The following is a 26,652-nucleotide window of genomic DNA, read 5'->3' as shown; positions in this document are numbered from 1 at the left end:
GTCCGGCCGGGGTGCATGCCCGGGCCCGCATCGGTGCCCGCGCCGACCGGTACGGGCGTACCGTCCTGCCGGTCCTGGAGGGAGAGGCCCCCCTTGCCCTGCGCCGTACACGGGCGACGGGGCCCGCGGCGCAGGTGACGCTGGTGGGGGCGATGAGCGGCCCGCTCGGCGGGGACCGTCTCGTAGTGGAGGCGGACGTGGGCGCGGGCGCGCGCCTGGGCGTGGGCTCGGCGGCCGCGACGATCGCGCTGCCGGGCCAGGACGGGGCGGCGGCGCACTACGACGTGCGTCTCACGGTCGCGTCCTACGCGGAGCTGCGCTGGCTCCCGGAACAGCTCATCTCGGTACGGGGGAGCGAGCTGCGTGTCACGACGCGGGCGGACGTCGAGGAGGGCGGATGCCTCGTCCTGCGCGAGGAGCAGGTGCTCGGCCGGGCCGGCGAGGACCCCGGCCTGCTCCGCAGCCGCCTCACCGTGCGCGTCGCGGGCCGCCCCCTGCTGGACCAGGAGCTGACATGCGGCCCCGGCGCCCCCGGTGGCTGGGACGGCCCGGCTGTCCTGGGCGGCCACAGAGCCGTCGGCCAACTGGTCCTGATCCATCCGCGTTTCGCCCAAGAACCCCCTGCGGCAACGATGCTGACCGACCACGCGGCCCTGACCCCCCTCCCCGGCCCCGGAGCACTGATCACCGCCCTGTCCCCGAACGCACTCCACCTCCGCCACACCCTCGACGAGGCATTGCACCGCCTCACCTGACCCACCCGCACCCACCGGCCACGCCCACCGCCCCACCCAGCGCCGCTTACCGGTACAACCCGGTCCGTTTATCGGATTGGCAAAGAACGGCCGATCCCCCTGTTGTCAGGGACCGCGCAGACGGAAGTATCCCCGTACCGAGCGAACGACCGAATCGATGTGCGGGAGGCCCCACTTGAGTCGTACCCCGATGACCACGCGGACCAGACGGACGGTGACGTTCGGATCCGCGGGCACACTCGTCGCGGCGACGCTGATAGCGGGGGCGCTCGCCGCGCCGTCCGCGAGCGCCGACGCAAGTGCTGACCAGGGGCGCGCCCACGCCGCGTCCGCCAAGGACCGGGAGCAGGCCGGTGCCGCCGTCGCCGCGCGGCGTGCCGCCAAGAAGGGCATCGACTGGGCGGACTGTCCGCAGGACTGGGGGCTCGCCAAGCCCATCAAGTGCGGCTGGGTCACCGTGCCCCTCGACTACGCCAAGCCGAACGGCAAGCAGATCAAGCTCGCCGTCGACCGCATCGGCAACACGGGGAGCAAGGGCGAGCGTCAGGGCGCGCTCCTCTACAACCCCGGCGGACCCGGCGCCTCCGGCCTGCGCTTCCCCACGCGCGTCACCACCAAGAACAAGCTGTGGGAGAAGACCGCCAAGGCCTACGACTTCGTGGGCTTCGAGCCGCGCGGCGTCGGCCACTCCGCGCCGATCTCCTGCGTCGACCCGCAGGAGTTCGTGAAGGCCCCCAAGCTCGACCCGGTCCCCGACTCCGCGGCCGACAAGCGCGCCCAGCGCAAGCTCGCCGCCGAGTACGCGCAGGGCTGCAAGGAGCGCAGCGGCGCCGTGCTGCCGCACATGACGACGCCCAACACCGCCCGTGACCTGGACGTCATCCGCGCCGCGCTGGGGGAGAAGAAGCTCAATTACCTGGGTGTCTCGTACGGAACCTACCTCGGTGCCGTCTACGCCACCCTCTTCCCCTCGCATGTGCGCCGCATGGTCTTCGACTCGGTCGTCAACCCGTCCACGGAGAAGATCTGGTACGAGGCCAACCTCGACCAGGACGTCGCCTTCGAGGTCCGGTTGAAGGACTGGATGAAGTGGGTCGCCAAGTACGACGCGACCTTCCACCTCGGTGACACCTACGACAAGGTGCGCGGACAGTGGGAGAAGCTGCGCGCGACGGCGAAGAAGAACCCGCTGGACGGCGTCGTCGGCCCCGCCGAGCTCGTCGCCTACTTCCAGAACGCGCCCTACTACGACTCCACCTGGGTCTCCATCGCGACCAACTGGAGCAAGTACGTCGCCGGTGACCCGAAGCCGCTGATCGAGGCCGCCAGCCCCGACCTGTCCGACATCGCGGGCAACAAGGCGTCCGAGAACAGCAACGCCGTCTACACCGCCGTCGAGTGCGCCGACGCCAAGTGGCCCACGAGCTGGAAGAAGTGGGACCGGGACAACACCCGCATCCACAAGGACCACCCGTTCATGACCTGGGCCAACGCCTGGATGAACCTGCCGTGCGCGACCTGGCCGAGCAAGCAGCACAAGCCCGTCGAGGTCAAGACCGGCAAGGGCCTGCCGCCCACGCTGATCGCCCAGGCCACGCGCGACGCCGCCACGCCGTACCCGGGCGGGGTCGAGCTGCACAAGCGTCTCAAGGGTTCACGTCTGATCACGGAGAAGGACGCGGGCTCGCACGGCATCACCAACCTGGTGAACCCCTGCCTCAACGAGCGTGTGGACTCCTACCTGCTCACCGGCAAGCTCGACAGCCGTGACGTGACGTGCACCCCGCACGCCACCCCCAAGCCGTAACTGCGGCGGATACCTCGCTCCTACTGGGAGATCGCTTCGGGCCTTTCGCCTTCGTGCCTGGCGCCCGGCTCGGCTTCGGGCCGGGCGTCCGGCTCGCCTTCGGGCCTGACGCCCGGCGGTCTCCCAGTAGTACGTGGGTTCAGCTCAGGGGCATCTTCGGGAACTTCCGGTCCTGTACGCGGCGCCCGCCGCCCGCGGCCCGTTCCGCTTCCTCCTCCGCCTTCACCACGGCTGCGTACTTGTCCACGTACTCCTGCCCGGACAGGCCGAGGATCGCGTACATCAGCTCGTCCGTGACCGCGCGCAGGACCGCCTTCTCGCCGTCCATGCCGGCGTAGCGGGAGAACTCGAGGGGTTCGCCGAAGCGGATCGTCACGCGCCGGAAGCGCGGTACGACCTTCCCCGGCGGCTGCGCCTCGAACGTGCCGATCATGGCGCACGGGATCACCGGCACCTGCGCCCGCAGCGCCATCGCCGCGACCCCGACCTTGCCCTTGTAAAGCCGCCCGTCGTGCGAGCGGGTGCCCTCGGGGTAGATGCCGAGCAGCTCGCCCTTGCGCAGCACGCCGAGGCCCTCGCGGATCGCGGCCCGGCCCGCCTCCTTGCCGGAGCGGTCCACCGGGATCTGCCCGGCGCTGCGGAAGAACGCGGCGGTGAGCCGGCCCTTGATGCCGGGGCCCGTGAAGTACTCGGCCTTCGCCAGGAACGTGATGCGCCGCTTGATGATGGCGGGCATCAGGAAGTGGTCGGAGAACGACAGGTGGTTGCCGGCCACGATGGCCGCGCCGTGCTCCGGAACGTGCTCCAGGCCTTCGATCCTGGGCCGGAACATCAGCCGGAGCAGCGGCCCGAGGATCACGTACTTCAGCAGTAGGTAGAACATGCGGGCGCCGCCTTCCCCGGGGGTGGTGCCGACGCACAGTAGTCAATCGGCGGCGCGGACGCGAGAGCCCGTTCGGGTCCTTGTCGATCGTGGACGCATGTGATCCGTGCCCGACGGGCTTGGTGGTCCGTACGGGTGAGGCGTACGTCGACGGGTGGGGCGAGTGCGTCCGTATGGGGGAACCGGTGGCGTGGCGGCTTGCCCGGCGCGGGGCCGCGGGGGTGCTCTGGGTGGTGCCACACGTCATCGCCCGACGTCACCGCCGACGTCCTGGACATCGCCGTCCGTGATCGGCGTCCCCCCGGACGCCACCGTCCGTGACCGGCGCCCGTCGCTGCCCGCGGAGGTCCCATGCGCTCGTCCATCGTCACCGCGGCCGCCCTGCTCGCGCTCGCCGCGGCCGCCGCGCCGGTCGCGGCGGCACCCGGAGCCGAGGCTCCGGAGCACCGGCGCGGCCTCTTCCTCACCGTCTCCGGCGACTCGGGCACCTGGATCCGCGGCCTCGCGCTGACGTGCGCGCCGAAGCCGTCGGGTCACCACCCGCACGCTGCGCGGGCCTGCGCCGAGCTCGACGCGGCCCACGGCGACTTCGGCGCGCTGCCGGTCGCGCGGGACCAACTGTGCACCAAGGAGTACGCGCCGGTCACCGTGACCGCCGAAGGGGAGTTCCGCGGCAGGCCCGTGGCGTGGCACAAGACGTACGCCAACGCGTGCGAGCTGGGCGCGAGCACGGGGCACGTCTTCCGCTTCTGAGTACGTCCTCCGCCATGGAGGGCAGCGCCGCTCGGCGCCCCCTCATGATGCCCGCGCCGGTTCAGCGCCCCTCACGACGGCCGCGCGAACACCATCGCCATCGTGAGCATCCCGAGCACCACCCAGCCGAACCACAGCCAGCCGTTGCTCCCGAGCGCCACACTGTAGGCGGTCACCATCACCAGACCCCCGATGGTGAACGCACCCATCGTCTTCGTAGAACCAGGCATCGCCCTGCCTCCTCAAACGCAGGTCGGGCGTCCGGTTCCCGGAGCGCCGTGACCGTGGCCTGAGACCATCCTCACCCGTGATGCGCTCCCGCCGCTAGCGTCCGCGCGCCGCCAGTGAGGCCAGATAGGCGTTGTACGCCTCCAGCTCCTTGTCGCCGTCACGGTCGGCCGCGCGGTCCTTGCGGCGGCCTTCGCGCTGGTCGGAGCGGTACCACTGGAAGAGCAGGGCGAGCAGGACGAGCACCGAGGGGATCTCGCTGAAGGCCCAGGCGATGCCGCCCGCGGCGTTCTGATCGGCGAGCGCCTCGACGCCGAGGGAGGCCGGGGGATTCTTGTACGTTTCCACCATCGGCTCGGACGCCATCATCAGGGCGATGCCGAAGAACGCGTGGAACGGCATGCCCGCGAAGAGCTCCAGCATCCGCATCAGATAGCCGGGGCGGTGGGGGCCCGGGTCCACGCCCATGATCGGCCAGAAGAACACCACGCCGACGGCGAGGAAGTGCACCATCATGCCGATGTGCCCGGGCTTGGAGCCCATCAGGGTGTCGAAAAGCGGGGTGAAGTAGAGCGCGTACAGGCTCGCGATGAACAGCGGGATGGTGAACGCCGGGTGCGTGATGATCCGTACGTACCGGCTGTGCAGCAGAGCCAGGAGCAGCTCGCGCGGGCCCTTGCGGCCGCGTCCCGCCACCGGCAGCGCCCGCAGCGCGAGCGTGATCGGCGCGCCCATGAGCAACAGGATCGGCGACAGCATGCTGATCACCATGTGCTGCACCATGTGCACGCTGAACAGGACCATGCCGTAGTCGTTGAGCTTCGTACACATCACGAGCAGCACGGTCAGGACACCGACGACGAACGCGACCGTGCGGCCCACCGGCCACTTGTCGCCGCGCCGCACCAGGCGCACGACCCCCCACCCGTACAGGGCGAGGGCCGCCAGACAGCCGACGAGGAAGAAGGGGTCGGCCGAGGGTTCGAGCCCGCGCCCCAGCGTGAACGGCGGCAGATCCATGTTCATGCCATGCATGCCGTGCCCGCTGTGATCCATCCGCTGGCTCCTGTTTCGTGCCGATTGTGCGCTGTGTGTCGGCACCCAGAGTAGAACCGCCCCCGGCCGCGTCGGCGACCGGGGGCGGTTCCAGGGACTCGGTGGGGCGGGCGTCAGAGCACGCACTCCGCTTCCGCGTACCGCTCGTCGGGCACCGTCTTCAGCGTCTCGACGGCCTCGGCGAGCGGCACCATCACGATGTCCGTGCCGCGCAGCGCCGTCATGCTGCCGAATTCACCGCGGTGCACGGCCTCCACGGCGTGCCAGCCGAAGCGCGTCGCAAGCACCCGGTCGTACGCGGTGGGGGTGCCGCCGCGCTGGACGTGGCCGAGGATCACCGGGCGTGCCTCCTTGCCGAGGCGCTGCTCCAGTTCGAGGGAGAGCTGGCGCGCGATGCCCGCGAACCGCTCGTGGCCGTAGACGTCCTTGGCGCCCTCGTCGAACTTCATCGTGCCCTCGCGCGGCTTGGCGCCCTCGGCGGCCACGACGATCGCGAACTTCTTGCCCGCCTCGAAGCGCTCGCCGACCTTCGCCGCCAACTCCTCGATGTCGAAGGGGCGTTCCGGTACGACGATGGCGTGGGCGCCGGCCGCCATGCCGGAGTGCAGCGCGATCCAGCCGGTGTGCCGCCCCATGACCTCGACGATCAGGACGCGCTGGTGGGACTCGGCGGTGGTCTTGAGGCGGTCGAGGGCCTCGGTGGCGACACCGACCGCCGTGTCGAACCCGAACGTCACATCGGTGACGGCGATGTCGTTGTCGATGGTCTTCGGCACGCCGACGATGGGCAGGCCCGCGTCCGAGAGGAGCCGGGCGGCCTTGAGCGTGCCCTCGCCGCCGATCGGGATGATCGCGTCGAGGCCGAGGTCGACGACGTGGCCCTTGGCGCGCTCGACGCCGTCACGCAGGTGAGCGGGCTGCACCCGCGAGGAGCCGAGGATCGTGCCGCCGCGCGCCAGAATGCCGCCCACCGCGTCCAGGTCCAGCTTGCGGTAGTCGCATTCCAGCAGGCCCTTCCAGCCGTCGTGGAAGCCGATGACCTCGTCGCCGTGGTCGACGACGGCACGGTGCACGACCGAGCGGATGACGGCATTCAGGCCGGGGCAGTCGCCGCCGGAGGTCAGGACACCAATGCGCATAGCGCGGAATACCTTTGCTACGTGGGCCGGTGACCGGACCACGTCGTCCGGCTGGATCTGGCCCACCCTACCGGCGAGAGCCCCACCGCCACAGGCCCGCCCGCCAGGTGGACAGAGCATCGCTGGAGCCGCACCGGCAGCCGACCGAGGGGACGGTGTTTCCAGCGCCGCAGCCGGTCGCCGGACGGGGTATTCAGCCCGTCCGGCGTTTGAGGACGAGCGCGCAGCGCGACAGACGGCAAGGCGTCCGACCCGCACGGCACGCAGCCCCCGCCCCCGCGCAGGGACCGTACGCCGCCCACCCCGCCGGAGGCGCCACGCGCTACGCAGGCTGCTGCTGCGCAGCAGAGATCCGCTCCCCGCGCAGAGCCTCGTACCAGCGGTCGTCCGTGGGCGGCAACGCGTTCACATCGAGGGCCAGCTTCAGGAGCAGGTCCGCGATGAGCGGGTTACGGGCGAGCACGGGCCCGTGCATGTACGTCCCGAAGACCGTGCCGTTGTACGCGCCCTCGGTGCCGTCACCGGTGCCGTTGCCCTTGCCGAGGCGGACCCTGGCGAAGGGGCGCGAGCCGGGGCCGACGTGCGTGATGCCCTGGTGGTTCTCGAAGCCGGTGAGCTCGGGCAGACCGAGCTGCGGGTCGATGTCCCCGAGGACGTCACCGACGCAGCGCTCGCCCTCGCCGCGCGTCGACACCACGTCGAGCAGGCCGAGGCCGGGCTCGCGCTGGCCGAGGTCGTTGATGAACTCGTTGCCGAGGATCTGGTAGCCCGCGCACACCGAGAAGACGATGGCGCCGTTGCCCACGGCCCGCTGCAGGCCGCCGTCGCGGCGCAGCCGCTCGGAGGCGAGGCGCTGCGGACGGTCCTCGCCGCCGCCGATGAGATAGATGTCACCGGAGGTCGGCACGGGCTGGTCGCTGCGGACGTCGTACCGCTCGACCTGGAGGCCGCGCTGGCGGGCGCGCCGCTCCACCACGAGGGCGTTGCCCTGGTCGCCGTACGTGCTCAGCAGGTCGGGGTAGACCCACACCAGACGCAGGCTGTTGTCGCTCATGCTCATTGGTCCCTACGAAGGTCTCGAAGTGCCGGACGAAGGTCTCGAAGCGCCGGGAGGTCCGGGGCGTCCGTGGCGTCAGTTGCCGACGCGGCGGCGCAGGTCCTGGAACGCGGTGTAGTTCGCGATCGTCTCGATGCGCCCTGGCGGGGCGAGCTGCACGGCCTCGTCGAGGGTCTCGCACACACGGAAGTCGAGGCCCGCGACCTCCAGGCGGACGGCGAGGTCCAGCTTGCGGTCGCCGAGCACGAAGATCGGGTGCCCGGCGAGCCGGGTGTAGTCGACGTCCCACAGCCAGGAGGTGTCCGTGCCGTCCGCGCCGCGGGCGTTCACCGACAGGAACACGGGGGCGGGCGGCGGGTCGATCAGCGAAAACGTTTCGAGCCAGCCCGCCGGGTTCTTCGCGAGGAGCAGGCGCAGGTCGCGGCCCTGGAACTGCACGACGTCATAGCGTCCTGCGACCGCCTGCACCTGATACATCCGCTCCAGGGCGACCTGCGGGGGCACCCCGAAGACCGCGGCGACGGCGGCGGACGAGGCGGCGTTCGCCTTGTTCGCGCGGCCGGGGAGCTGGAGGTGGATCGGCCAGGCCGAGCCGTGCGGGTCGAGCACATAGTCGCCGGAAAGGGCCCAGCTCGGCTGGGGGCGGCGGAAGCCGCACTCGCCGCAGAACCAGTCGTCGCCGGGGCGCTGCATGACGCCGCCGCATGCCGGGCAGGACCAGGCGTCGTCCTTCCACTCCTGTCCCGCGGCCACCCACACCACGTTCGGCGAGGAGGAGGCCGCCCAGACGACCAGCGGGTCGTCGGCGTTCGCGATGACGACGGCCTTGGAACCGGCAAGGCCCTCGCGCCACTTCTCGGCGAGCATGCGGGTCTCACCGGCGCGGTCGAGCTGGTCGCGGGAGAGGTTCAGGAGCGCGATCGCCTTCGGCGAGACGTCACGGGCGACGCCCGCGAGATACTTCTCGTCGACCTCGATCACGCCGAACCGGGCGTCGGAGCCGCCCGCGAGCGCGGAGGTGATGCCGGCAGGCATGTTCGCGCCGAGGGCGTTGGAGACGACCGGGCCGCTGGCCCGCAGCGCCTCGGCGATCAGCCGCGTCGTGGTCGTCTTGCCGTTCGTGGCCGAGACGAGCACCACGTCCAGGTGCGTGGCCAGGCGTCCCAGAAGCTCCGGGTCGAGCCTGAGGGCCACCTTGCCGCCGATCACCGAACCGCTGCCGCGGCCTGCCGCGCGCGACACCGCCGCGGCCGCCTTGCCCGCCGTCACGGCCAGCTTGGCCCGAGGCGACAGCGGGTCTCCACTGCCAGGGTGTCCTGCCATCTCTCTGGATCCTCCTTGCGTACGGCGCCGCGCCTGCCCGGCATCGTGTCGGGCCAGCCTATCGAGATCGACTGACAAGCCCGAATCACACCACCTGCGCACGGCGCGAATGCCCCCCGGTGTCCTCTGGACCGTACTCTTGCCGCCATGCGACACGGCTCGATCCCGGGCGCCTCAGGGCGCGTACGACCCCTGACCCTGCTCGGCGACCCCGGGCTGCACTCCTCCTGCGCGGAGGTGACCGACTTCGGTCCCCGCCTCGCCACGCTCGTCGAGGACATGTTCGCCACGATGTACGCGGCCGACGGCGTGGGTCTGGCGGCCAACCAGATCGGCGTGGGCCTGAGGGTGTTCGTGTACGACTGCCCGGACGACGAGGACGTGCGCCACCTCGGGCACATCGTGAACCCGCGCCTGGTCGACGTGGACGGGGTGAGCGTCCGCGGCCCCGAGGGGTGTCTGTCGCTGCCCGGCCTGGAGGCGGCGACGCCGCGCTTCGACCACGCGGTCCTCGAAGGCGTCACGCTGCGCGGGGAGCCCGTGCGGGTGCACGGCACCGGGTATTTCGCGCGCTGCCTCCAGCACGAGTACGACCACTTGGAGGGCGGCGTGTACACCGACCACGTCACCGGGTGGCGCAGGCGACGGGTGCTGCGACAGGCGGCGCGGGCGCCCTGGGCCGCGACGGCCTGAGGCACGGCGGCCCGAGTTCCGCGCGGCGGCTGTGGCGGCGGTGATGGGCGGCGGGGAGCCCTTCGCGGTGGCCGGGGGCGGCGTCGGTCCCGGCTCAGAAGCCGGGTCCGCCCACGCGGTTGCCCGCCGCCGCCAGCCGTCCCCAGAGCAGATCGGCCAGGCTGCGCACCAATTCGGCGCGGGAGCAGGGCCGTTCGCCGAGCCACCAGTCGCCGGCCGCGTGCATCATGCCGACGATGCCGTGCCCCCACACGCGCGCAAGCAGGTCGTTCCGCGGACCGAGGTCGACCCGCTCCTCGATGACCTCGGCCAGCTCCTCGCCGAGTCGGCGCAGCAAGGGAGCGGAGTGCAGGCCCACGTCGAAGCCGTTCTCACCGCTCTGCTCTCCCGCCTGGGCGGCCTCCGACGGATGCATCAGGAAGCGGTAGACCTGCGGACGGGCCTCGATGGCCGCGAGGTAGGTGTCGAGCGTCGCCTCCACCCGCTCCCTGCGCTCCGCGGGGGCGTCCAGGGCGTCCCGCAGCGAGGCGAGCAGCGCGTCGGTGTGCCGTTTGGCCAGGGCCGCGTAAAGGCCGCCCTTGTCGCCGAAGTGCCGGTACAGAATGGGCTTGGTGATGCCCGCCTCGGCGGCGATGGCGTTCATCGAGGCACCGGGTCCCTCACGGAGGACGACACGGTCGGCCGCCTCGAGAAGTTCGCGCCGCCGTTGCTCGGCGGACCGTTGCTGATCGGTCCGCTGCGTGGTCTCCATGAGGTGCTCTCCGCCCGTCCAGTTGCCTGACGCATGCGCAACGTAACACTCGCGCACGGGTGTGCATCGAACTGGCTGCCGGGAGTTGACATGGGCTACCGGCCAGTAACAGACTCCAGTTACCGCAAGTAACGTAGCAGGGTTCCGCAGTCCTGGAGGGGTCATGGCCGAGTTCACCATGGAGCTCAACGACGAGCAGAAGGAGGTACGGGACTGGCTCCACGGGTTCGCGGCCGACGTGATCCGGCCCGCGGCCGCCGAGTGGGACGAGCGCGAGGAGACGCCCTGGCCCGTCATCCAGGAGGCGGCGAAGGTCGGGATCTACTCCCTGGACTTCTACGCCCAGCAGTTCTTCGACCCGACCGGGCTCGGCATCCCGATGGCCATGGAGGAGCTCTTCTGGGGCGACGCGGGCATAGCCCTGTCCATCGTCGGCACCGGCCTCGCGGCGGTCGGTGTCCTCGCCAACGGCACCGAGGAGCAGATCGGTACCTGGATCCCGCAGATGTACGGCGACGTGAACGACGTGAAGGTCGCCGCCTTCTGCTCCTCCGAGCCCGACGCCGGCTCCGACGTGGGGTCCATGCGCACCCGCGCGGTCCACGACGAGGCCAAGGACGAGTGGGTCCTGAACGGCACCAAGACCTGGGCGACCAACGGCGGCATCGCGGGCGTCCACGTCGTCGTCGCGGTCGTCGACCCCGAGCTCGGCTCCAAGGGTCACGCGTCCTTCATCGTGCCGCCGGGCACCCCGGGCCTCTCCCAGGGGCAGAAGTTCAAGAAGCACGGCATCCGCGCCTCGCACACCGCCGAGGTCGTCCTGGAGGACGTACGCGTCCCCGGCTCCTGCCTGCTCGGCGGCAAGGAGAAACTGGACGAGCGCCTGGCACGCGCGCGTGAGCGCGCGAAGAGCGCAGGCAAGGACGGGACCCGCCTGAAGAACGCCGCCATGGCGACCTTCGAGGCCTCCCGCCCCGCGGTCGGCGCGATGGCGGTGGGCACGGCCCGCGCCGCGTACGAGGAGGCACTCGAATACGCCAAGACGCGTACGCAGTTCGGCCGTCCGATCATCGACAACCAGGGGGTCGCCTTCCAGTTGGCCGACATGCGTACGCAGATCGACGCAGCCCGGCTGCTCGTGTGGCGTGCCTCCTGGATGGCGACCACGGGCAAGAAGTTCGAGTCGGCCGAGGGCTCGATGTCCAAGCTGTTCGCCAGCGAGACCGCCAAGAAGGTGACCGCCCAGGCGATCCAGATCCTCGGCGGCAACGGCTACACCCGTGAGTACCCGGTGGAGCGCATGCACCGGGACGCCGCGATCTACACGATCTTCGAAGGCACCAGCGAGATCCAGCGCCTGGTCATCGCCCGCACGCTCTCGGGACTGCCGATCCGCTGAGACGCGGGTTGCCGAGGGGACGGGGGAGGCGCTCTGGTAAGCGCCATGGTCATGCCATTACGGTGGATGCCCGCGTTCCCTCCGCCGAGGAGTGCCGATGCCCAGACGCCCCCTGACCTGGCTGATCCCCGCCCTCGCCACCGCCGCCGCGGTCACCGTGACGGTGGTCGTCGTCCCTCAGGGCGGGGGCGGCGCACCGGACGACCGCCCGGCACCGGCGGCCCACGGGGAGCGGCCCGCGGGGAAGGCCGAGCCGGACGCGCGTGACGTGGTGCTCGCCGTGCACGGCGGGGCCGGGACGGCGCTCGACCGGGACAAGACCTCTCCGGAGCGTGAGAAGGCGTACCGGGACGGGCTCGCCGGGGCTCTGCGGGCCGGCCGGAAGGTCCTCGACAAGGGCGGCTCCAGCATCGACGCCGTGCAGGCGGCGGTGGTGAAGCTGGAGGACAACCCGCTGTTCAACGCCGGCAAGGGGGCCGTTTTCACCGCGGACGCGGGGCACGAGCTGGACGCGTCGATCATGCGCGGCTCCGATCTGAAGGCAGGCGCGGTGGCGGGGGTGAAGAGCCTGCGGAACCCCATCGCGGGTGCCCGCGCGGTGCTGGACAAGTCCCCGCACGTCCTGCTCGCGGGCGAGGGCGCCGACGACTTCGGGGCCCGGCACGGCCTGAAGACCGTCACGCAGGACTACTACTGGACGCAGGCCCGCTGGGACGCGCTGATGGCCGCCAAGGAGCAGGAGAAGGGCGACCGCGGGCGAGGCGGAGGAAAGGGCGTTCCGGACGGCCGGAAGGCCGCCGACTCGCCCGCCGCGCTCGCCGACGCGCAGTCCAAGGGCACGGTCGGGGCGGTCGCCGTCGACAGGAAGCGCGACCTGGCGGCGGCCACGTCCACGGGTGGCATGACCAACAAGCTGCCCGGCCGCGTGGGCGACTCACCGCTGATCGGCTCGGGGACGTACGCCAAGAACGGCACCGTCGCCGCGAGCGCCACGGGCGCCGGTGAGGTGTTCATCCGGGGCGCCGCCACGTCGACGATCTCGAACCTCATGGAGTTCAAGGGGGCCGGGGTCGCGTCGGCCGCGTACGAAGTCATCGTCAAGCGGCTGCCGGGGCTCGGCGGCGACGGCGGCGTGATCGCCCTCGCGCCCGACGGCGCGTTCGACGCCCCGCACAGCAGCCCCGGCATGCTGCACGGCTATGTGACGAAGGACGGGAAGATCGTCACCAAGATCTTCCCGGACGAGACACCACCCAACTCCTGACCCCCGCCCGGAGGCGACGGCCGGGGCGGCCGTGATGGACGTGGCCGTCACACCGCCGGAGCGAACGGCGGCTCGTACACGTACGGCGTCGTCGTGCTCAGCTCCGCGAAGCCGAGCCGGCGCAGGATGGGGCGGCTCTGGCTGGACGCGTCGACCTGGAGGTGACGCACTCCGCGCTCCGCGGCGATCCGGGCGCGGTGGGCGATCAGGGAGCGGTAGATGCCGCGGCCGCGCCACTCGGTGACGGTGCCGCCGCCCCACAGCCCGGCGAAGTCCGTGCCCGGCCGGAACTCGATGCGCGCCGAACTCACCGGCACCTCACCGGCCATGGCCACGACCGCGGCGACCGTCTCCGGCGCCGTGGTCAGTTGGTCGAGGAGTTGCCGGCCGAGGTCGGTGCCGTCCGTGCCGAAGGCCTGCTCGTGCACCTCGGTCATGAGGCGCACGCCATGCGCGTCCGTGACCGGGAGCAGCCGGATCCCCTCCGGTGGCTCGACGTCCAGGGGCAGCTCCTCGACGTCGGCGACCATGACCGTCTCGGCGGGCTCGGGGACGAATCCGGCGGCCAGGAGCCGCTCGGGCAGGTCGGCGGGGAGGTCGTGTGTGTACGCCTTCCACTCGAAGGACAGGCCGAGGGACGTGAAGTGGCGGACCTGGGCGGCGATGGACTCGTCCGCGGTGCTCTCTTCGAGGTCCGACCAGAGGATGCCGTTCCAGTCGTGGGCCGCGGCCACGCGCCGTACGACGCCGCCCAGCCGCTCGATCAGTACCCCGGGCCCGTCCGGGTCCAGGTTCTGCCGTATTTGCCTGTCGTACGCGGCGAGTACCGCTGAGTGGTCCATGGGCACACTTCAGCAAGGGAGGGCCGCGCACGGCAACGGAATTACCGGTGGGGCAGCGGCGGCAGATGCAGCGACTTCGTGATCGCGGCGAGACGCAGGGCCAGGACGAGCCCGGCCGACGTCACCGTGGTCGCGGTCGGGGACGCGCCCGCGTGGTGCAGGCCGAGATAGCACAGGGCGCCCGCGAGGGCCGCGGTCGCGTACACCTCCTCGCGCAGCAGCAGCGGTGGGAACTGACCGCACAGCACATCGCGGGCGACCTCGCCCGTCACGCCCGTGAGGACGGCCAGGATGAGCACGGCCAGTGGAGTGACATGGGCGTCGATGGCGGCCTTGGCGCCCATGACGGTGACGACGGAGAGGCCGACCGCGTCCACGACCATCAGCGTGCGCTGCGGGAGCTCGCGGTGGCGCAGATACAGCATCGTGGCCACGCCCGTGCAGCCGACGACCGTGAGCAGGACCCAGTCGTGCGTCCAGTACAGGGGGTGCCGGTCGAGGATGAGATCGCGCAGGGTGCCCCCGGAGATGGAGGCGACGAAGGCGAGCACGAGCCCGCCGAACGGATCCATCCGGGCCCGGTGCGCGGCGAGTACACCACTGGCGGCGAAGGCGGAGACGCCCACCAGATACAGCGTGTGCAGCATCAGCGGTCCGCCCCGCTTCCGGGTGTAGGGCGGCGCAGCAGCAGGAGGACGGCCGCGGAGGCGACGAACGCGACGGTGAGGGCGGTGGCGTCGAGCCACGGGTCCGCGCCGCCGTCCCCCGGTGCGGTGGTCCGGGGTCGGTCGTGGCGCGCGGGCGCGTGGCGGGTGGGCGCGCCCGCGACGAGGGCCGCCGTCAGTGCGCACACGGCGGCGGCCCCCGCCGCCCTGAGCCACCACCTGGGATTCCGCGCCGTGAACATCCCTCCAGCCTGTCCGGCGCGGCCGGGGAAGCACCATCGGCCACGTGGACGGTTCGGAATAGCCGAAAGGACGACCCGGCGAAGCCGTGGTCGGGCGGAGCCTTGAAGCATGCAAGGACAGAGCGCAAGGGGCACCGGGGCGTGCCGAGTCCAGCGCCGTTGGACACGGCGTATAAATCTGCGGACGCGGCGTACAAAGTCATGGCAAAGAGCGGCGGTACCACCCGGTATGTGGGGCAGAGTGCGTCACAGCCGGTGTTCGAGAGACCTCGGAACGGAACGCGGGACGAGCGGAACGGAACGCACGACGAGAGGCAGCCCAGCGGGGCGCAGCCCAGCAGGTGAGGGGGACGATCGCGGCGAGGAGCCGTGCGGGGCGGGCCGGTCAGGACAGCCAGCGGCAGCGCAGTGCCGCGGTGGCGAAGCCAGGACCGAAGGCGACGGTGTAACCCCGTGCGCCGTCCGCCGGCGGCTCGGCATGAGTGCGCTCAAGCACGCGCAGGACGCTGACACCACCGATGTTCCCTTCGTGGGCGAGGGTCTCGGTGGAGTGCCGGGCATCGTGGTCACTGAGGCCGAGGGCTGCCGCGGTGTCTGTGATGATGCGTGGGCTTCCGGGGTGGATGACGGCGAAATCGGGACGGTCGGCGCCGATCCAGGCCTTGAGCTGCGGCAGCACGTCGTTGGCCGCGGACAGCGCTTGCTTCGTGGACACGAAATGGATGCCGCCGCGGTCGATCATGCCCGCCTGGCGGTCCACGCTGTCCGGCAGGACGTACTCGAAGGTGTCCTCGATCATGAGGCCGGGGCCGCGTTGTTCGCCGGTGACGACCGTCGCAGCCGCCGCGTCCCCGAAGAGCGCCTTGTAGATCATCGACTCGATGTTGGTGTCGGAGTGGTGATAGATGCCGGACAGCGCCTCTCCGGCGATCACCAGGACCTTGCTCCGGGGCCGCGCGGCCACCAGGTCGGCGGCGCGGATGAGGGCCTGGGCGCCGCCCGGGCACGCCACCGTGGTGAGAGCGACGCGGCGCACGGTGGGGCGCAGGCCGAGGCGTTCGATCAGGTTGATGTCGAGGTTGGGGACGGTCCAGCTCGTGGTGTGAGTGGTCACGATCGCGTCGATGTCCTGAGCCCCGAGACCGGCCGCGTCGAGCGCCGCGAAAGCCGCCTTCTCCGCCATCGCGAGCACATCGGCGAACACCACGCGGGTGCGCTCGTCGATCCCGGCGGCGCCGGCGACGGTCGGCGAGTCCAGTGGGCGAGTGAAGTAGCGCGTACGGACCCCGCAGTTCTCGATCACGCGCAGGCACGCGCGCAGCCGGGGATGGTCGGGGTGGTGCAGGCGCACGTCCTCGGCGATCTCCGAGGTGGTGACCTTGTGGTCACCCAGGACGGTCTGGGGTCTCAGTACATGAGCAGGCATGGAGGTGGCTCCCACGGGGCGCAGGTGGATGTGGGGATCCGTGCCCAAAGTACTGCACCACATCGAACATGCGTCCTGCCCTGCTCACCCGTTCGTGGAGGTCCGGTCGGTCAGCAGGCGTCGATCAACTGGACCTGAGCATGGGTGAGCGTGGGTGGGAGCGCTGCGCACCCGGGTGAAACACCAAGATCATCAGTCGCGCCCCGGGCGCTGTCAAGGGTTGGGCCGCGCACATCGTGACCCAGCCGGGGCCGAGGTCGGCATGCATGAGGGGGCGCTCGTCGCCGTCGGGGTGGGGGTGCGGGCGCCCGGCGCCGTAGTGGACGGCGACGTCGGGGTCGGCGAGGACCTCCTTCTCGATCTGGCGGAGCGTTTCGTCCTCAGGGCGCGAGGCGAGGGCGCCGTGCAGTTGGGGGAGCACCATGGGCGCCCAGGAGGTCTGCCAGTCGAGGAGGTGAGCACGGCCCACCGGGTCGAGAACCATCCACCGCATGATGTTCGACGGCACCTGCCCGTCGGGGAACATCCGGGTGAAGGCCTCGTTGTGGGCGAGCATGTCCCATGAGGCGTCGGTGACGTAGGCCATGTGCCGCACGCCCTCCACGGCCTCCTGCCAGACGCCCGGGACCTCCTTGCCCGCCGACAGGTGAAGCGGCCCGGGAGGGTCCTGGAGCAGGGCATAGCGGCACAAGGACACCCATTCCTGCTCATTGAGGCCGAACAGGCGGGCCACATCGCGCAGGAGGGCGGTCGGCGGGTTGGGGTAGTTGCCGGACTCCAGGCGGTGGTAGGTGCCCAGGGTGCGGTGAAGGAGCTGGTCCACCTGATGCTGGGAGAGCCCGGGCGCACGGCGCCCCTGACCCGTGGAGCGGACGAACCCGTGCGATTCGGGGGCGATGAGGGCGCGTCGTTCACGGAGCAGAGCGCGCAGCGCCGTCTTGTTCATGGTGGGTAATCCCTCTTCGTACACGCCGAGTTGAGCGTAAGCAGTCTAAATACTCGCATCTTCTTTGGTCATAAACATTGCCTGAAGAAAACGATCAGCAGATGCGGCATCATGGAGTACGCGAGAGCACCGACCTGCAGGTTTGATCGTCGGTGTGCTCGTGGGCACAACTCAGGGGCGTCTTGTTCGAGCAGCGTGAAATTGGCTGAAATTCCTCGGCGCTGGGCACCCCCAAGGCCTACGGGGTCGATGTCGGGTGGTGCGCGGGACCGGTTGTTCGTATTCCGATCCGTGTGGTCGGAAACTGAGCAGTGTGTACCTGCGTGGCAGTTACCGCCTGGTTCGGTTCCTGGGTTCACTGGCTGCGGCCGGTGCCGTCACTCGCCATTACGTAGCGGCCACGGTACCGGCCGCCCGTGCTGTCCCGGGTGGCACAACGGTCCGAAACGGACTCAAGGGGCCTGAGTCGACGGCTGGGCCGGAAGTTCCGAGTCCTGTCGTGCGGCCACTTGTCGTTCCGCTTCCGCGAGGATGTCCGTCACCCGCAGGCCGAAATGTACGTCGCACGGGTGCCGCTTTCCGCCCTCGGCTGCTTGCGCGAGCGCACCTACCGCTGACCGAAACGCATCGGTCGAGTCACCCCATCCGCTCGCGCCCCACCCCGCCGGTGCCGCCGTCCCGCGCTTGCCGCGGAACTCCAGGATCAGGCCCTCGGCGGCGGCCGGTGCCCGCAGGGTGAGCGTCGCGGTGCTCGACGCGCCGCCCGCGTGCCGCAGGATCAGATGGACGGCGTCCTCGGGGCCCGGTGCCGCCGTCACGGCTGTGACCTCGCCGAGTACGGCCGTGAGCACGGACAGTGCGTGCGGTCCGACGTCCCAGAGGCCGCCCTTGTCGGCCCGCCACGGGGAGTCGAACGCGCCGGTGCCGTCCGCCGCGTAGAACGAGCTGTACCAGTCGGCGCGCGCCGTGAACCAGGGTCCCTCCTCGGCTCGGCCGGCCAGCCACTCCGCCATGGGTGGCGCGAAGCGGAGGGTGAAGAAGACGACGGACGCCACCCCGGCCCGGTCCACGGCCGCGGCGAGACCGCGGGCCGCCTCCGGTGAGGTGGCCACCGGTTTGTCGAGCAGCAGGTGGCAGCCCGCCGCCGCGGCTCGCTCCGCCAGCGGTGCCTGCACGTCGGGCGGCACGGCGAAGGCGATCGCGTCGCTGGCTGCGAACAGCTCGTCCAGGTCCTCGTACGCCGTGGTGGCGTGCGCGGCCGCGAGTTCGGCCGCTGCCTTCGGGCGGCGCCCCCATATGCCCGACAGCGTGGCGTCGGGGTGCGCGGCGAGTACCGGCGCGTGCGTCTGGGTGGCCCAGGGGCCCGTACCGATCAAGCCCACTCGAAGTCTGGTCATGCGCGCAGTATGGCTGAGCGGGCTGTGGTGGCAGTACGGGTGCGGCGGTGCCGGAGTGCGGAACCGGTATGCAGGGCCCGACTTGATACGGGGGAGTGCTTCTGGCCGGTCCGGAGAGAGGAGCGAACCTTCGAGTGCCGAAGGTCTGGACCTATTCGGGTTCGGCTTCTCCTGCGTATCGGAGGGGGCGCCGGGGAAGTACGTGCGGCGCGGTTCGTGTCGTTCGTCGAGTGGGCGGGTTGATTTCTCGACGTTCCGTCAACTCATGCCCTGCGAATGGGAATTCATGGCCAAAGGTGTCGGGGGTGAATTCGCATTCACTCAGGGTTGATGGGTGGCCGATAGATGGTGTCCGAAACGAGCGTGTGCCGGGTCGGGACGTGTCCTGACTGTCCGGGAGTTTCCGACATCAGGCTTTTTGGGGAGTGGCGGCACCGACTCCGCCCGGCCCGTCGACCGTGATCGGCGTCTCGCCGCCGGTCGGGCCGAAGCGCGGGCCGCGCGCAGTTGTGCGCCCTACGCTCGGACACGGCGCCCAAGTGGGCGGTTACAGACGGAAAGTGACGCCATGACCAGCTCGACCTCACCTCCGGCGGCATGCGCGCCGGGCCCCGGGCGGCGTGACGCGGAGACCACGAAAGCCGCGATCATGCGTGCGGCCCGGCATCTGCTCGCGCGGCACGCGCACACCGACATCACGCTGAAGGCCGTGGCCGAACGCGCTGGGGTGAGCGCGCCGCTGGTCCTCAAGTACTTCGGCAGCAAGGACGCGCTGTTCACCCGGATCATGTCGTTCGAGGAGGACGCGGAAGCGGTCCTGGACGCGCCCCTGTGCGACCTGGGCAGGCACATGGTCAGCTACCTGCTCACCAGTCAGGCCGAGCGCGGCGCCGACCCCATCCTGCGCATCGTGTACGCCCCGCTGCACCGCGAGCACGGCTATGTGCTGCGCGCCAACTTCCGTACGCAGGTGGTGCGCAGGCTCGGCGACCGGCTGGCAGGGCCCGACGCGGGACTGCGGGCCGAGCTGGCCGTCGGGATGCTGCTCGGCCTCGGGGTGATGTACGGCATCGCGCGCGGGCCGCATCTGCGGGCGGCGGCGATAGCGGAGATCACCGACCGCTACGCACCCGCCGTGCAGGCCTGTCTGACGCCTCCGTCCCCCCTGCCCCCGGAGTGACGTCACCCTCTGCGCGGCTGCGCCCGGCCCCCGCGCCGCCGCCCTCCGTGCCCGCGGTACCGCCCCGCGCCGTGCCTCGGTGCACCACCACGACCGCCGCGAGCGCGACGGCGAGGCCGACGGCCGTCTGTGCGCCGAACGGCTCCCCGAACATCGCCGCGCCCCACAGGGCCGTCACGGGCGCCATCAGGAACATCAGCGTGTTGACGCGGGTGACGCCGCCGCGGCGCAGGATGAGCCAGTACAGGCCGTAGCCGCCGAAGGTGGACAGGACCACGAGCCAGCCGATCGCCGTCCAGAACGACACCTCGGCGACCGGCGCCGCAGCGCCCGTGGCGAGTGCGAGCCCCGTGAAGATCACGGCGCTCGTGACGCAGTGCACCGTCAGCGCGGCGAACGGCGCGACCTCGGTGCGGGTGCGGCGGTCCAGGAAGGTCGCAGCGACAAGGGACAGCATGCCGGCGAACGGCACGAGGTAGGCCCACCACGGCACGCCGGAGCCGGCGGCCGCGTCGCCGGTCGTCACGATCGCCACGCCCGTCAGGCCGAGCGCGAGCCCCACCCACTGGGTGCGGGACACGTACTGGCCGAGCAGCGGTCCGGCGAGCGCGCCCGCGACCAGGGGTTGGGTCCCGTCGATCAGGGCCGTCGTACCACTGGAGACACCGAGTTGGATCGCGTAGTACACAGTCAGGAGGTAGCCGCTCTGGGACAGGGCGCCGACCAGTGCCTGCCGCGCGAGGTCGCGTGCGGTGAGGCCGCGCCAGGACGACCTCGCCACGGTCGCGGCGGCCAGTGCGAGCACGGCGGCAAGCGGCAGGAACCGCCACATCAGGATGGTCACCGCGTCCGCGTCGCCCGCGCCGAGCTTGGCGCCGATGAAGCCGGAGCTCCAGGTCAGCACGAATGCGATGGAGAGCAGGACGTTCACGGTGCACACCTCCTGTGGCCCACCGAAGTAGACCGATCTGTTTACTCCGTGGGAGTGAGTATACAGATCGGTTTACTATGGAGATCTGCGTGAGGTCCTCCATGGGTCCTCCTCCACGAGGTGAGGTGAGGTCGTGAGCGAGAACGAGGACGGGAACGAGAAGGAGAAGGAGAAGGAGAAGGAGAAGGAGAACGAGAACGTGGGCGGGAGTGCGGGCGAGGCCGGGGGCGGCGGACCGCGTCGCGTGTCGATGACGCCGGGGGCGCGGCGCGTCCTTGAGGCGGCCGGGCGGCTGTTCTATGAGCGCGGGATCCACGCCGTCGGCGTCGATCTGATCGCGGCCGAGGCGGGCGTGACCAAGAAGACGCTGTACGACCGCTTCGGCGCCAAGGAACAGATCGTCGTCGAGTACCTGGCGGACAGGGACGAGCGCTGGCGCGCCTTCCTCGCCCCGTACCTGGAGCGCGCCCGTACGCCCCGCTCTCGGATCCTGGCCGTCTTCGACGCGTCTCGCGACTGGGCGGAGCGCAGCCTTCCGCGGGGGTGCAGCATGATCAACGCGCATGCGGAGATCAGTGACCCCGCCCATCCCGCGTACGCGGTGATCACCGGGCAGAAGGTGTGGATGCTCGCTCTCTTCACGGACCTGGCCCGGTCCCACGCGCCCCGCCGGGCGACCTCGCTCGGCAGGACGCTGATGCTGCTGCACGAGGGCGGACTGGTGGCGTACGGCATGGGGGTCTTCCCCGGGGCCATCGACCACGCACGTCAGGGCGCCGAGCTCCTGCTGCGGGACGCGCCGCATCCGCCGACCACGTGAGTGCACACCGCAGGCCCCGCCTTTGCGACGACAGCCGCCATTTGCATATGTGTTGGGCAAGCCTTTACCCATGGCCGGAATGCGCCGTGGTGCGTTGACCGTGTGTCGTCCGAGGTGGAGTCTGGAGAGATAGCTGCCTATTACATCTAGTTCGGCCGTTCGAGGCGTACGACCGGAGGTGGGCAGCCGGACGGCAGGAGGAATCCTCATGTGTGGCATCACCGGCTGGGTATCGTTCGACCGCGATCTGCGGGCGCACGGGCAGACCCTGGACGCGATGACGGAGACGATGTCGTGCCGCGGCCCGGACGACCGCGGCACCTGGACCGACGGCCCCGCCGCGCTCGGGCACCGGCGCCTCGCCATCATCGACCTGCCCGGCGGACGTCAGCCGATGACCGCGACGACGCCCGAGGGCACCGTCGCCCTTGTCTACTCCGGTGAGACATACAACTTCACCGAACTGCGCGAGGAACTGGCCGGTCACGGGCATGAGTTCGCGACCGGTTCCGACACCGAGGTGGTGCTGCGCGGCTACCTCCAGTGGGGCGAGGGCGTCGCCGCGCGGCTCAACGGGATGTACGCGTTCGCCGTGTGGGACGGGCGCAGGCAGCGCCTGGTCATGATCCGTGACCGTATGGGCATCAAGCCCTTCTACTTCCACCCGACCCCGGACGGTGTCCTGTTCGGCTCCGAGCCCAAGGCGATCCTCGCCAACCCGCTCGCTCGCGCCCGCGTCACCGTGGACGGGCTGCGCGAGATCTTCGCCTTCGTGAAGACGCCGGGGCATGCCGTGTGGGACGGCATGCGCGAGGTCGAACCCGGCACCGTCGTCACCGTCGACCGCGACGGACTGCGCAGCCGCGCCTACTGGCGCCTGGAGACCCGCCCGCATCCGCACGACCGCGACGAGACCGTGGCCACCGTGCGCTCGCTGCTCGACGACATCGTGCGCCGCCAGCTCGTGGCCGACGTGCCGCGCTGTGTGCTGCTCTCCGGTGGCCTCGACTCGTCCGCGATGGCGGCCCTCGCCGCGGGACGGCTCGCCGTCACGGGGGAGACGCTGCGGAGCTTCGCCGTCGACTTCGCGGGTCAGGGCGAGCACTTCGTCGCGGACGAGATGCGGGGCACACCGGACGCGCCGTACGCCCATGACGTGGCACGTCTCGCCGGTACCGAGCACCGCGACATCGTCCTGGACACGCAGGCCCTCGCCGACCCCGAGGTGCGGGCGAAGATGCTGACGGCCCGCGACCTGCCGGTCGGCTTCGGGGACATGGACGCCTCGCTGTATCTGCTCTTCCAGGCGATCCGCGAGCACTCGACGGTCGCCCTGTCCGGCGAGTCGGCGGACGAGGTGTTCGGCGGCTACCGGCAGTTCTTCGACGAGCGCGCCAGGCGCGGCGGCACCTTCCCGTGGCTGGTGCGGCACGCGGAGACGCTGGGTGACGAGACGGGTGTCCTGCGACAGGACGTCCTCGACGCCCTCGACGTGCCCACGTACGTCAAGGACAGCTACGCCACGGCCGCAGGCGGCGTCGAGCGCCTCGACGGGGAGAGCGACTTCGAGTACCGCATGCGCACGGTCAGCCATCTCTACCTGACCCGCTTCGTGCGCTCGCTCCTCGACCGCAAGGACCGCGCGAGCATGGCCGTGGGCCTGGAGGTGCGGGTGCCGTTCTGCGACCACCGCCTCGTTGAGTACGTCTACAACGCGCCCTGGGCGCTGAAGTCCTTCGACGGCCGGGAGAAGTCGCTGCTGCGGGAGGCCGCCAGGGACAGCCTGCCGCGCTCCGTCTACGACCGGGTCAAGAGCCCGTATCCCTCCACGCAGGATCCGAAGTACGCCTTCGCGCTCCAGGAGCACGCCAAGGATCTCCTGTCGCGCCGGGGGCACCCGGTCTTCGGCCTCGTCGACCACGAAACCCTGCGCCGTCTCGCGCACCGGGACACACCGCAGATCAGGCAGGCGTCACGGCGCGGCCTGGAGCGGGCGCTGGATCTGGCGCTGTGGTTCGACCTGTACGAGCCGGAGGTCGTGTTGCCCTGAGGGCGGGCACGGACTCGGCCGCGGGTACGGATTCGGGTACGGGGTCGAGTTCGGGGAGCAGCGTCAGGGCCCCGAGCGGCTGCGGACCGCCGACTGCTGGGGTGGGACCCGGGGTGGGGCGGCGGTCGCGAGGGTGTCGAGGAACCGCTGCAGCGCCGGGGTGCTCCGGGTGTCGGGGTCGCGTCGCACCGGGGGCACCACCGCGCCGCGCCGGGTGCTGCCGCTGTCGCAGGTGTCCGGTTCGCGTCCGGCGTGGACGGCTTCGCGTCCGGCGTGGACGGCGGCCGCTCGGCGTATGAACTCCGCGGGCGTGATGCCGAGGCGGTCGGCCTGCCGGGCCACGGCGGCGTACTCGGCGGGTGAGAACAAGACCTGCACAGGCTTGGCACCGTCCATGGACGCATGATGCCGCCCGGACCGGTGTCGCGCGGTGCGGTTGGCATATTCGTGCTCGAAGGGGTGGCAGCGCCCCGAAGCGGTGGCGAACTCCAGGTGTCGCACAGATGAGAGCCCCGGCCGGACGGGGGAATCGCGGTCGGGGCTCTCATCTTGTTCAACGGTGAAATAGGGCGTCGCGTTCCCTCGCGGCCCATTCTCGCGACTGTGATCTGCGCCACAAGCACCACGTGAGTCACAAGCACCACGTGAGTCACGTGCCCCACGTGAGTCACGTGCCCCACGTGAGTCACGTGCCCCACGTGAGTCACCTGCACGACGTGAGCCACGTACGCCACGTGAGCCACGTACGCCACGTGCGGCGGCGGCCCGCCTGCCCGGTCCGGAGCCGACCGGGGCGTGCCCGGTGCCGGGCTATAACTTGGGGCCGTGACGCTCGACGATCTCCGTGTGTTCATCGCCGTGTGCCGCGCGGGCAGCCTCAGCGCCGTCGCGCGCGACCTCTCCTGTACGCAGTCGGCGGTCAGCCAGCACGTGAAGCGCCTGGAGAGGGAACTCGCCGTCAGCCTCCTGGAGCGGCACCCGCGCGGCGTCGTCCCCACGTCGGCGGGCCGCATCCTGCACGCCGCCGCGGCGGACGGCATCGGCGGCATCGACCTCGCCCTGCGCCGCCTCGGCGACCTGGTGCGCGGTGAGAGCGGTGCCGTGCGCGTCACCACAGGCGCGACGACCGTACGGCACTTCATGGGGGCGGCGGTCGCCCGGTTCCGGGAGCGGTACCCGCAGGTCACGCTGGAGTTCCAGACGGCGAGTTCCAGCCGGGCCTGCTTCGACGCGCTGGCCGACGACGACCTGGACCTGGCGTGGGTGACCATCGGGGCACCGGTGCGCGGCATCGAACAGCGGCCCGTCGCCGCACTGCCCTGGGTGCTCGCGGTGCAGTCCGGCGACCCGCTCGCCGCCCGGCCGCACGCCGACCTCACCGACCTGGCGGCGGCCCGCCTGATCAAGCCCCCGCAGGCGTCCACCTCCCGCGTCCAGCTCGACGCGGCCCTCGCCGACCTGGACCTCGACCCCGCGGGCCACACCAGCGTCGCCGACTGGGACACCGCGCTGCTGCTCACCGAACTCGGCGTCGGCCAGGCCGTCGTCCCCGCCCTGCCCGCCCTGCGCGCACAGGAACCGCCCGGCCTCACGCTGCTGCCGGTCCCGGCCCTGCCGCCGCTCTCCGTCGGCTGGGCCGTGCGCCGCTGGGACGCGCTCAGCCCGCCTGCCCGCGCCTTCGCGGACCTGGTGGCCGCCGACTGTGCCGAGGGCGGGGCGGGGCGGGACCGGGGCGGCGCGGGGCGCGGCGCGGACGCCGTACCGGTGCCCGCGCAGGGCTCTCCGCTCAGGGCGCGAGACGTGCCGCCCGCATCTGGAGGTAGCGGGACTCCGGCCGGCTGAGCGTGCGCTGGGCCGCGACCTGGTAGGCGGCACGCGCCCCTTGGAGGTCACCGGCGCGTTCCAGGAGATGTCCGCGTACCGATTCGAGCCGGTGGTGACCCGCCAACCGCTCTTCGAGGGCCGACAGTTGGCTGAGCCCGGCCCGCGGACCGTGCACCATGGCCACCGCGACGGCCCGCCCCAGCTCGGCCATGGGCTCCGGGGTGCGGCGCACCAGGATGTCGTACAGCGCGAGGATCTGCGGCCAGTCGGTGTCGTCGGCGCGGGCCGCCTCGTCGTGCAGGGCGGCGATCGCGGCCTGCAACTGGTAGACGCCCGCCGGGCCTTGGCGCAGGGCTTCCTCCACAAGAACGGTGCCCTCGCCGATCGCCGCGGTGTCCCAGAGTGAGCGGTCCTGCTCGTCCAGCGGGACCAGTTCGCCGTGCGGTCCCGTGCGGGCGGCGCTGCGCGCGTCGGTGAGGAGCATCAGCGCGAGCAGTCCGGTCACCGCGCCCTCGCGGGGCAGCAGCAGGCGCACCGCGCGGGTCAGCCGGATGGCCTCGCGGGCCAGGTCGGCGCGGTGCAGGGCGGCGCCCGACGTCGCCGTGTAGCCCTCGTTGAAGATCAGATACAGCACCTGAAGGACGGCGGCGAGGCGTCCGTCGCGGTCGGCGGGGCCCGGCTGCCGGAACGGCACGCCCCGCACCTTCTGCTTGGCGCGGCTGATGCGCTGCGCCATCGTGGCCTCCGGGACCAGGTGCGCGCGGGCGATCTCGGCGGTCGTGAGGCCGCCGACGGCCCTGAGCGTCAGTGCGATCTGGGCGGCCGGGGCGAGCGACGGGTCGCAGCACAGGAACAGCAGCGTGAGGGTGTCGTCCTGCGAAGGGGCGCGCGCCTCGCCGGGCGGCGGTGCCGTGAAGGCGTCGCGCGGCGTCATCAGGGCGGCGCTCTCCTCGCGCCGCCGCCGGGCCGCGTCGCTGCGCAACTGGTCCGTGAGGCGCCGGGACGCCACCTTGATCAGCCAGCCGCGCGGGTTGTCCGGCACACCACGGTCCGGCCATGCGCGGGCAGCCGCGAGCAGGGCTTCCTGTACGGCGTCCTCGGCCTCGTCGAAGTGGCCGTAGCGCCGCACAAGGGCGCCGAGGACCTGCGGTGCGTGCAGGCGCAGCAGGTCCTCGACGTCACCGGCGGACCGCACCGCCGCCGGGGGCGGGGGCGGGGGCC

General features: G+C 71.3%; 26 protein-coding genes. 10 read left to right on the top strand and 16 right to left on the bottom strand.

Going from position 1 to position 26,652, the window contains the following annotated elements; genetic code table 11:
• Window positions 1-11: 11 nt before the first annotated feature.
• Together IG78_RS0122135 and IG78_RS0122130 are read left to right on the top strand one after the other, a co-directional pair.
• Window positions 12-755: an urease accessory protein UreD gene (locus tag IG78_RS0122135; RefSeq protein WP_030565890.1), complete on the top strand. Its 744-nt coding sequence runs from the start codon at window positions 12-14 to the stop codon at window positions 753-755.
• Window positions 756-945: 190 nt separating this feature from the next.
• On the top strand, window positions 946-2,562 hold the full coding sequence (locus tag IG78_RS0122130; protein WP_030565889.1) for an alpha/beta hydrolase: 1,617 nt from the start codon (window positions 946-948) through the stop codon (window positions 2,560-2,562).
• A 139-nt stretch (window positions 2,563-2,701) separates the two neighbouring features.
• On the opposite strand, the gene IG78_RS0122125 is transcribed toward IG78_RS0122130, so the two are convergent.
• Entirely contained in the window at window positions 2,702-3,445 is a 744-nt protein-coding gene (locus IG78_RS0122125; protein WP_030565888.1) for a lysophospholipid acyltransferase family protein, read from the bottom strand.
• A 351-nt stretch (window positions 3,446-3,796) separates the two neighbouring features.
• On the opposite strand from IG78_RS0122125, the gene IG78_RS0122120 reads away from it, so the two are divergent.
• On the top strand, window positions 3,797-4,198 hold the full coding sequence (locus IG78_RS0122120) for a subtilase-type protease inhibitor (protein WP_030565887.1): 402 nt from the start codon (window positions 3,797-3,799) through the stop codon (window positions 4,196-4,198).
• A 71-nt stretch (window positions 4,199-4,269) separates the two neighbouring features.
• On the opposite strand, the gene IG78_RS48245 is transcribed toward IG78_RS0122120, so the two are convergent.
• The 5 genes from IG78_RS48245 to IG78_RS0122095 form a co-directional block, all read right to left on the bottom strand.
• Window positions 4,270-4,428: a hypothetical protein gene (locus IG78_RS48245; RefSeq protein ID WP_037685940.1), complete on the bottom strand. Its 159-nt coding sequence runs from the start codon at window positions 4,426-4,428 to the stop codon at window positions 4,270-4,272.
• Between the two features lie 94 nt (window positions 4,429-4,522).
• Window positions 4,523-5,482: a cytochrome c oxidase assembly protein gene (locus tag IG78_RS0122110; RefSeq protein WP_030565886.1), complete on the bottom strand. Its 960-nt coding sequence runs from the start codon at window positions 5,480-5,482 to the stop codon at window positions 4,523-4,525.
• A gap of 113 nt (window positions 5,483-5,595) precedes the next feature.
• A complete protein-coding gene (locus tag IG78_RS0122105; RefSeq protein WP_030565885.1) occupies window positions 5,596-6,621 on the bottom strand; it encodes a 6-phosphofructokinase in 1,026 nt (341 codons plus the stop codon).
• Window positions 6,622-6,943: 322 nt separating this feature from the next.
• A complete protein-coding gene (locus IG78_RS0122100) occupies window positions 6,944-7,675 on the bottom strand; it encodes a type 1 glutamine amidotransferase (RefSeq protein ID WP_030565884.1) in 732 nt (243 codons plus the stop codon).
• A 78-nt stretch (window positions 7,676-7,753) separates the two neighbouring features.
• Window positions 7,754-9,001: a Mur ligase family protein gene (locus IG78_RS0122095; protein ID WP_030565883.1), complete on the bottom strand. Its 1,248-nt coding sequence runs from the start codon at window positions 8,999-9,001 to the stop codon at window positions 7,754-7,756.
• A 147-nt stretch (window positions 9,002-9,148) separates the two neighbouring features.
• On the opposite strand from IG78_RS0122095, the gene def reads away from it, so the two are divergent.
• On the top strand, window positions 9,149-9,694 hold the full coding sequence (gene def / locus IG78_RS0122090) for a peptide deformylase (RefSeq protein WP_030565882.1): 546 nt from the start codon (window positions 9,149-9,151) through the stop codon (window positions 9,692-9,694).
• A gap of 94 nt (window positions 9,695-9,788) precedes the next feature.
• Here def and IG78_RS0122085 read toward each other — a convergent pair whose 3' ends face one another.
• The gene (locus tag IG78_RS0122085) at window positions 9,789-10,445 is read right to left on the bottom strand and encodes a TetR/AcrR family transcriptional regulator (protein WP_030565881.1); all 657 of its coding nucleotides are present in this window, start codon (window positions 10,443-10,445) and stop codon (window positions 9,789-9,791) included.
• A 163-nt stretch (window positions 10,446-10,608) separates the two neighbouring features.
• Here IG78_RS0122085 and IG78_RS0122080 point away from each other — a divergent pair, with 163 nt between their 5' ends.
• Window positions 10,609-11,844, top strand: coding sequence for an acyl-CoA dehydrogenase family protein (locus tag IG78_RS0122080; protein WP_030565880.1), 1,236 nt, complete (start codon window positions 10,609-10,611; stop codon window positions 11,842-11,844).
• Window positions 11,845-11,941: 97 nt separating this feature from the next.
• A complete protein-coding gene (locus IG78_RS0122075; RefSeq protein WP_030565879.1) occupies window positions 11,942-13,108 on the top strand; it encodes an isoaspartyl peptidase/L-asparaginase family protein in 1,167 nt (388 codons plus the stop codon).
• 47 nt (window positions 13,109-13,155) lie between these two features.
• On the opposite strand, the gene IG78_RS0122070 is transcribed toward IG78_RS0122075, so the two are convergent.
• From IG78_RS0122070 to IG78_RS0122050, 6 genes are all read right to left on the bottom strand, one after another.
• On the bottom strand, window positions 13,156-13,950 hold the full coding sequence (locus IG78_RS0122070; protein ID WP_030565878.1) for a GNAT family N-acetyltransferase: 795 nt from the start codon (window positions 13,948-13,950) through the stop codon (window positions 13,156-13,158).
• A gap of 41 nt (window positions 13,951-13,991) precedes the next feature.
• Window positions 13,992-14,597 (bottom strand): trimeric intracellular cation channel family protein, encoded by a 606-nt coding sequence (locus IG78_RS0122065; RefSeq protein ID WP_037685937.1) that lies wholly within the window; start codon window positions 14,595-14,597, stop codon window positions 13,992-13,994.
• The gene (locus IG78_RS42505; protein WP_037685936.1) at window positions 14,597-14,857 is read right to left on the bottom strand and encodes a hypothetical protein; all 261 of its coding nucleotides are present in this window, start codon (window positions 14,855-14,857) and stop codon (window positions 14,597-14,599) included. Before IG78_RS42505 ends, IG78_RS0122065 begins: the two co-directional genes overlap by 1 nt.
• 385 nt (window positions 14,858-15,242) lie before the next feature.
• Window positions 15,243-16,283 carry a beta-ketoacyl-[acyl-carrier-protein] synthase family protein gene (locus IG78_RS0122060; RefSeq protein WP_030565876.1) on the bottom strand — a complete coding sequence of 347 codons (1,041 nt, stop codon included), beginning with the start codon at window positions 16,281-16,283 and terminating at the stop codon, window positions 15,243-15,245.
• A gap of 124 nt (window positions 16,284-16,407) precedes the next feature.
• Window positions 16,408-17,229 carry an MmyB family transcriptional regulator gene (locus IG78_RS0122055; RefSeq protein WP_030565875.1) on the bottom strand — a complete coding sequence of 274 codons (822 nt, stop codon included), beginning with the start codon at window positions 17,227-17,229 and terminating at the stop codon, window positions 16,408-16,410.
• Between the two features lie 452 nt (window positions 17,230-17,681).
• Entirely contained in the window at window positions 17,682-18,626 is a 945-nt protein-coding gene (locus IG78_RS0122050; RefSeq protein WP_037685934.1) for a Gfo/Idh/MocA family protein, read from the bottom strand.
• Between the two features lie 568 nt (window positions 18,627-19,194).
• Between IG78_RS0122050 and IG78_RS0122045 the strand changes: the two genes are divergently transcribed.
• Window positions 19,195-19,806: a TetR/AcrR family transcriptional regulator gene (locus tag IG78_RS0122045; protein WP_030565873.1), complete on the top strand. Its 612-nt coding sequence runs from the start codon at window positions 19,195-19,197 to the stop codon at window positions 19,804-19,806.
• On the opposite strand, the gene IG78_RS0122040 is transcribed toward IG78_RS0122045, so the two are convergent.
• Window positions 19,739-20,737, bottom strand: coding sequence for a DMT family transporter (locus IG78_RS0122040; protein ID WP_078965391.1), 999 nt, complete (start codon window positions 20,735-20,737; stop codon window positions 19,739-19,741). The two genes, IG78_RS0122045 and IG78_RS0122040, sit on opposite strands and share 68 nt — an antisense overlap.
• Before the next feature lie 250 nt (window positions 20,738-20,987).
• Here IG78_RS0122040 and IG78_RS0122035 point away from each other — a divergent pair, with 250 nt between their 5' ends.
• Window positions 20,988-21,557, top strand: coding sequence for a TetR/AcrR family transcriptional regulator (locus tag IG78_RS0122035; RefSeq protein ID WP_037685955.1), 570 nt, complete (start codon window positions 20,988-20,990; stop codon window positions 21,555-21,557).
• A gap of 208 nt (window positions 21,558-21,765) precedes the next feature.
• The gene (gene asnB / locus IG78_RS0122030) at window positions 21,766-23,607 is read left to right on the top strand and encodes an asparagine synthase (glutamine-hydrolyzing) (protein WP_030565870.1); all 1,842 of its coding nucleotides are present in this window, start codon (window positions 21,766-21,768) and stop codon (window positions 23,605-23,607) included.
• A 63-nt stretch (window positions 23,608-23,670) separates the two neighbouring features.
• Here the strand turns inward: asnB and IG78_RS0122025 are convergent, their stop codons facing one another.
• Window positions 23,671-24,003 carry a hypothetical protein gene (locus tag IG78_RS0122025; RefSeq protein WP_157855846.1) on the bottom strand — a complete coding sequence of 111 codons (333 nt, stop codon included), beginning with the start codon at window positions 24,001-24,003 and terminating at the stop codon, window positions 23,671-23,673.
• A gap of 429 nt (window positions 24,004-24,432) precedes the next feature.
• On the opposite strand from IG78_RS0122025, the gene IG78_RS0122020 reads away from it, so the two are divergent.
• Window positions 24,433-25,449: a LysR family transcriptional regulator gene (locus IG78_RS0122020; protein WP_078965369.1), complete on the top strand. Its 1,017-nt coding sequence runs from the start codon at window positions 24,433-24,435 to the stop codon at window positions 25,447-25,449.
• Here IG78_RS0122020 and IG78_RS0122015 read toward each other — a convergent pair.
• On the bottom strand, window positions 25,394-26,626 hold the full coding sequence (locus tag IG78_RS0122015; protein WP_030565863.1) for an RNA polymerase sigma factor: 1,233 nt from the start codon (window positions 26,624-26,626) through the stop codon (window positions 25,394-25,396). The genes IG78_RS0122020 and IG78_RS0122015 overlap by 56 nt on opposite strands.
• Between the last annotated feature and the right edge of the window lie 26 nt (window positions 26,627-26,652).

Origin of the sequence: Streptomyces aureocirculatus, assembly GCF_000720475.1 — a bacterium.
GTDB lineage: Bacteria > Actinomycetota > Actinomycetes > Streptomycetales > Streptomycetaceae > Streptomyces > Streptomyces aureocirculatus.
Note: the sequence above shows the minus strand (reverse complement) of the source record. Positions and strands in the feature narration are given on the sequence as shown.

Coding starts and splice junctions, on each gene's coding strand:
- IG78_RS42505 (WP_037685936.1), bottom strand. CDS start 14,857: ATGTTCACGGCGCGGAATCCCAGGTGGTGGCTCAGGGCGGCGGGGGCC.
- IG78_RS0122100 (WP_030565884.1), bottom strand. CDS start 7,675: ATGAGCGACAACAGCCTGCGTCTGGTGTGGGTCTACCCCGACCTGCTG.
- IG78_RS0122065 (WP_037685937.1), bottom strand. CDS start 14,597: ATGCTGCACACGCTGTATCTGGTGGGCGTCTCCGCCTTCGCCGCCAGT.
- asnB (WP_030565870.1), top strand. CDS start 21,766: ATGTGTGGCATCACCGGCTGGGTATCGTTCGACCGCGATCTGCGGGCG.
- IG78_RS0122075 (WP_030565879.1), top strand. CDS start 11,942: ATGCCCAGACGCCCCCTGACCTGGCTGATCCCCGCCCTCGCCACCGCC.
- IG78_RS0122045 (WP_030565873.1), top strand. CDS start 19,195: ATGACCAGCTCGACCTCACCTCCGGCGGCATGCGCGCCGGGCCCCGGG.
- IG78_RS0122070 (WP_030565878.1), bottom strand. CDS start 13,950: ATGGACCACTCAGCGGTACTCGCCGCGTACGACAGGCAAATACGGCAG.
- IG78_RS0122120 (WP_030565887.1), top strand. CDS start 3,797: ATGCGCTCGTCCATCGTCACCGCGGCCGCCCTGCTCGCGCTCGCCGCG.
- IG78_RS0122060 (WP_030565876.1), bottom strand. CDS start 16,283: ATGCCTGCTCATGTACTGAGACCCCAGACCGTCCTGGGTGACCACAAG.
- IG78_RS0122105 (WP_030565885.1), bottom strand. CDS start 6,621: ATGCGCATTGGTGTCCTGACCTCCGGCGGCGACTGCCCCGGCCTGAAT.
- IG78_RS0122025 (WP_157855846.1), bottom strand. CDS start 24,003: ATGGACGGTGCCAAGCCTGTGCAGGTCTTGTTCTCACCCGCCGAGTAC.
- IG78_RS0122085 (WP_030565881.1), bottom strand. CDS start 10,445: ATGGAGACCACGCAGCGGACCGATCAGCAACGGTCCGCCGAGCAACGG.
- IG78_RS0122050 (WP_037685934.1), bottom strand. CDS start 18,626: ATGACCAGACTTCGAGTGGGCTTGATCGGTACGGGCCCCTGGGCCACC.
- IG78_RS0122095 (WP_030565883.1), bottom strand. CDS start 9,001: ATGGCAGGACACCCTGGCAGTGGAGACCCGCTGTCGCCTCGGGCCAAG.
- IG78_RS0122035 (WP_037685955.1), top strand. CDS start 20,988: ATGACGCCGGGGGCGCGGCGCGTCCTTGAGGCGGCCGGGCGGCTGTTC.
- IG78_RS0122125 (WP_030565888.1), bottom strand. CDS start 3,445: ATGTTCTACCTACTGCTGAAGTACGTGATCCTCGGGCCGCTGCTCCGG.
- IG78_RS0122110 (WP_030565886.1), bottom strand. CDS start 5,482: ATGGATCACAGCGGGCACGGCATGCATGGCATGAACATGGATCTGCCG.
- IG78_RS0122080 (WP_030565880.1), top strand. CDS start 10,609: ATGGCCGAGTTCACCATGGAGCTCAACGACGAGCAGAAGGAGGTACGG.
- IG78_RS48245 (WP_037685940.1), bottom strand. CDS start 4,428: ATGCCTGGTTCTACGAAGACGATGGGTGCGTTCACCATCGGGGGTCTG.
- IG78_RS0122055 (WP_030565875.1), bottom strand. CDS start 17,229: ATGAACAAGACGGCGCTGCGCGCTCTGCTCCGTGAACGACGCGCCCTC.
- def (WP_030565882.1), top strand. CDS start 9,149: ATGCGACACGGCTCGATCCCGGGCGCCTCAGGGCGCGTACGACCCCTG.
- IG78_RS0122130 (WP_030565889.1), top strand. CDS start 946: ATGACCACGCGGACCAGACGGACGGTGACGTTCGGATCCGCGGGCACA.